This window comes from Scopulibacillus daqui (genome assembly GCF_016908855.1).
GTDB lineage: Bacteria > Bacillota > Bacilli > Bacillales > Sporolactobacillaceae > Scopulibacillus_A > Scopulibacillus_A daqui.
Genome location: NZ_JAFBER010000045.1, coordinates 1 through 3,769, shown reverse-complemented (window position 1 = coordinate 3,769; position 3,769 = coordinate 1). Strand labels below are relative to the sequence as shown.

At 41.6% G+C, this 3,769-nt stretch carries 3 protein-coding genes, 3 tRNA genes and 1 rRNA gene; 5 read left to right on the top strand and 2 right to left on the bottom strand.

Annotated features, from left to right (window positions below):
- The 5 genes from rrf to JOD45_RS16095 form a co-directional block, all read left to right on the top strand.
- Positions 1–94, top strand: a 5S ribosomal RNA gene (gene rrf, locus JOD45_RS16115); the annotation flags it as partial.
- Positions 95–145: 51 nt separating this feature from the next.
- Positions 146–218: transfer RNA gene (locus JOD45_RS16110), tRNA-Ala, on the top strand.
- A 6-nt stretch (positions 219–224) separates the two neighbouring features.
- A tRNA-Met gene (locus JOD45_RS16105) sits at positions 225–298 on the top strand.
- A 79-nt stretch (positions 299–377) separates the two neighbouring features.
- A tRNA-Ile gene (locus JOD45_RS16100) sits at positions 378–454 on the top strand.
- Positions 455–615: 161 nt separating this feature from the next.
- Entirely contained in the window at positions 616–1,401 is a 786-nt protein-coding gene (locus tag JOD45_RS16095) for a 3-hydroxybutyrate dehydrogenase (RefSeq protein ID WP_205004925.1), read from the top strand.
- 180 nt (positions 1,402–1,581) lie between these two features.
- Here the strand turns inward: JOD45_RS16095 and JOD45_RS16090 are convergent, their stop codons facing one another.
- Entirely contained in the window at positions 1,582–2,337 is a 756-nt protein-coding gene (locus JOD45_RS16090; RefSeq protein ID WP_205004924.1) for an HAD family hydrolase, read from the bottom strand.
- A 54-nt stretch (positions 2,338–2,391) separates the two neighbouring features.
- Entirely contained in the window at positions 2,392–3,582 is a 1,191-nt protein-coding gene (locus tag JOD45_RS16085; RefSeq protein ID WP_205004923.1) for a MalY/PatB family protein, read from the bottom strand.
- Positions 3,583–3,769: the final 187 nt, after the last annotated feature.

Here is a 3,769-nt window from a genome sequence, read left to right as displayed (position 1 = left end):
TCACACCCGTTCCCATCCCGAACACGGTCGTTAAGCTCTTCAGCGCCGATGGTAATTGGGGGCTTCCCCCTGTGAGAGTAGGACGCTGCCAGGCAGTTCCCCTTTATTGAGGGGTTTTTATTTTGGATGATTTATATATCCATATGGGGCCTTAGCTCAGCTGGGAGAGCGCCTGCTTTGCACGCAGGAGGTCAGCGGTTCGATCCCGCTAGGCTCCATTTTTTGGCGGCGTAGCTCAGCTGGCTAGAGCGTACGGTTCATACCCGTGAGGCCGGGGGTTCGATTCCCTCCGCCGCTATTATTAAAACCGCTAAGGTTTACATATTCTTGTCTTTGCGGAAGCAATTCAGCCGTCTTCCGCTTTTATGTTTAATAATGGGCCTGTAGCTCAGCCGGTTAGAGCGCACGCCTGATAAGCGTGAGGTCGGTGGTTCGAGTCCACTCAGGCCCACCATTATTAAGACGGTACATAAGTTGACTTAAATATACATTGCCTTTGTTATGAAAAACAGGATTTCTTGTAGAAGATCCTGTTTTTTTATTGTGGATAAGTTTTATAAGTTTTAATAAAGGGTATTTAAAAGGAGAGTGAAAATAAGGTTTAGGGGGGGAATAATGGAACAATTATTAAAACAGCAGACCGCTTTAGTCACTGGGGCTGCAAGCGGAATCGGCCTGGAAATTGCCAAAGCCTTTGCAAAAGAAGGGGCAAAAGTTGTTTTGTCAGATTTAAATGGGGAAAAGGCTGAACAGGCAGCGAAAGATTTAAGGGATCAAGGGCTGAAAGTCAAAGCGGTCACCTGTGACGTAACAGACGAACAGCAAATTGAAGAAGCAATAGCTCATACAACTGAACAATTCGGCTCTTTAGATATTCTTGTAAACAATGCAGGGATACAGCATGTCGAAAATATAGAGAACTTTCCGACGGATAAATTTGAATTTATGATTAAACTGATGTTGACGGCGCCATTTATGGCCATCAAAAAGGTTTTCCCTATCATGAAAAAACAAAAGCATGGCCGAATCATTAACATGGCTTCTATCAATGGCCTTGTCGGTTTTGCGGGCAAGGCAGCCTATTGCAGTGCCAAGCATGGGCTCATCGGGTTAACTAAGGTTTCGGCTCTTGAAGGGGCTTCCCACGGGATCACTGTCAATGCCATGTGCCCCGGATATGTCGATACACCCCTAGTGCAAAATCAATTAGAAGACGTGGCTAATACACGAAACGTGCCTGTTGAACAGGTTTTTGAAGAGGTTTTTAACCCGCTTATTCCTCAGCAACGCTTGCTTGATGTGAAAGAAATTGCTGATTATGTTGTATTCCTTGCAAGCGATAAAGGCAAAGGTGTAACCGGCCAAGCTGTTGTGCTTGACGGCGGGTACTTGGCACAATAAAGAAAACCGCCGGTGCTGAGCCTTTTAAGGCGCTAAATAATAAAAGGGTGTACGATGACTTCTCTCTCTAAAGCGCAAAAATTTTTTATGGCTTTACTGAACTGACAAATAAATAAAACATTAAAAACCGGAGTGACGTCTGCTCCGGTTAATTTCATCCTTTGGCCATTGAAATAAGTTCTAAACATTTTCTATTGATATCGATTGATAACTCTTAATAATGTGATCAGCATCTTGTAAGTGATCATAGGATCTTATTTTGTCAGGAATAATACCAACGCTTGCCAGCATATCGCTGTTTTTAGCCAGTTTCATATCGCCGTTAGAATCGCCGATCATAATAGCTTTGCCCGGTTCTATATTAAGCTCTTTGCAGGCGAGGTCTACCATATCAGAATAAGGCTTTCCGCGATTAACCAAATCGTCCCCGACGATGGTGTCAAAGTATTTAGATATACCGAGAACATTCAAATGTTTGATGGCTTGTTCTGTATTATCGGCTGTTACAACCCCCATCTTAATTGAGGCTTTACTGGCTCGTTCCAAAAAAGGAATGAGATAAGGTGTTGGATTAAGCCTCTGACGCCAATTTATATCTTTTCCTGCCTCGACATAGCTCTCTGTGGCAATTGTTACAGCGTCATTCCATGCTGTCCCGATTTTGTATAATTCGTGTGCGAGAATAGCAATCAAGTCATTGGAAGTGCCTATAGCGAGCGGTCCTTTAGGATCCCATGAATGGTTTTCGAGAAATAACCCTATTGATTCAGCAATTGCCATTTTATCGATATTAAAATTTGTTTTCTTTTCGATTTGAATCATGATTTGTCGTCCGCATTCAACCCATAATGAAGCAAAATCTAGCAAAGTGCCATCTTTGTCAAAAAGAATGCCGTCTATGTCATATGTGTTTTCGTAAATGCTGCATAAAGCCATAACGAACCTCCAAGTGACTTGTATAGTCATTAACCATCATGCTGTTCTTGCTTTTTAGCTGTTTTTAATGGATACAAAATGATTAACCGCATGCTCAACTCTTTTTAGGCCTTCTTTTAATATGGAGCGCGGGCAGGCAATATTAATTCTTGTAAAACCTTCTCCGCCGGGGCCAAAAATATAACCTTCATCAAACGCGACTTTTCCTTGCTTTTGCATTAATTCTTCAAGCTTTTTCGCGTCGAGGCCAAGCTCTCGGCAGTCGAGCCAAACAAGATATGTGCCTTCAGGCTCAATGACTTTGATTTTGTGAATATGCTGGTCGATGTATTCAATTAAGAAATTCAAGTTTTGGTTCAAATAACTTATACACTGATCCAGCCAATCTTCGCCGAAACGATAGGCTGCTTCACAAGCGACAATCCCAAATGGGTTCGCCCCTCCGACAGATAGTGCATTAACTGCCTTTTGGAAAGATAGTCTGTATTCTTTATTCGGTATAATGATGTTTGATGTCTGCAAGCCGGCCAAGTTAAATGTTTTACTTGGTGCCGTGCATGTGATTGAGTTTTGGGCAAATGCCTCTGAAATGGATGCAAAAGGCGTATGCGTATATCCTTTATAAATTAAATCAAAGTGGATTTCATCAGAGACAACCATTACATTGCGCTCGAGACAAATATTTCCCAGCTCAGTTAACTCCTCTTTTGTCCAAACCCTGCCAACTGGATTATGAGGGCTTGAAATAATGAGAAGTTTTACACCCGAATCAAGCTTCTTCTTTAAATCATCAAAATCCATTGTGTATCTGCCGTTTTCAAATTTTAACGGATTATGGACAGCTTGCCGGCCGTTATTTTTAATGACTTTTGTAAATGGATAATAAACTGGCGGTTGAATAGCGATTTTATCGCCCGGTTGTGTAAAAGCATGAACAATAAGGCTTAAACCTGTGACAACCCCGGGGCTGTGGCATATCCATTCTTTGTTGACAGCCCAGTTATGCCTTCTCTTCATCCAGCCTATAATAGCATCATAATAAGAATCCGGCCTTATTGTGTAGCCGTAAATGCCATGTTCAGCTCTTTTTTGAACAGCATCAATAACTGGCTGGGGGGTAAGGAAATCCATATCAGCCACCCACATAGGCAAAATATCTTTGTCGCCGAAAAGTGCTTCCGTGCTATCCCACTTTACTGAAGATGTGTTAAGGCGGTTAATCTCTTTATCGAAATCATAGCGCATAAAAAATGACCCCCTTTTTATTTAAAAATTCAATAAGAGTACTTAGAATTATCATATCTTCTTTTAAGGTCAATGCCCAATGTTTTGATAATAAAAGGTTCTACGTCAAATGTTGGGGTAGGAGTAATAGCTTCTACTCCTTAACCCAACTGATATCCCGTTGATTTATATTGATGATGTAATAATA

What these genes read in the sequence shown, in the direction of transcription:
- JOD45_RS16090 (WP_205004924.1), bottom strand. Translation starts at nt 2,337, where the DNA reads ATGGCTTTATGCAGCATTTACGAAAACACATATGACATAGACGGCATT.
- JOD45_RS16085 (WP_205004923.1), bottom strand. Translation starts at nt 3,582, where the DNA reads ATGCGCTATGATTTCGATAAAGAGATTAACCGCCTTAACACATCTTCA.
- JOD45_RS16095 (WP_205004925.1), top strand. Translation starts at nt 616, where the DNA reads ATGGAACAATTATTAAAACAGCAGACCGCTTTAGTCACTGGGGCTGCA.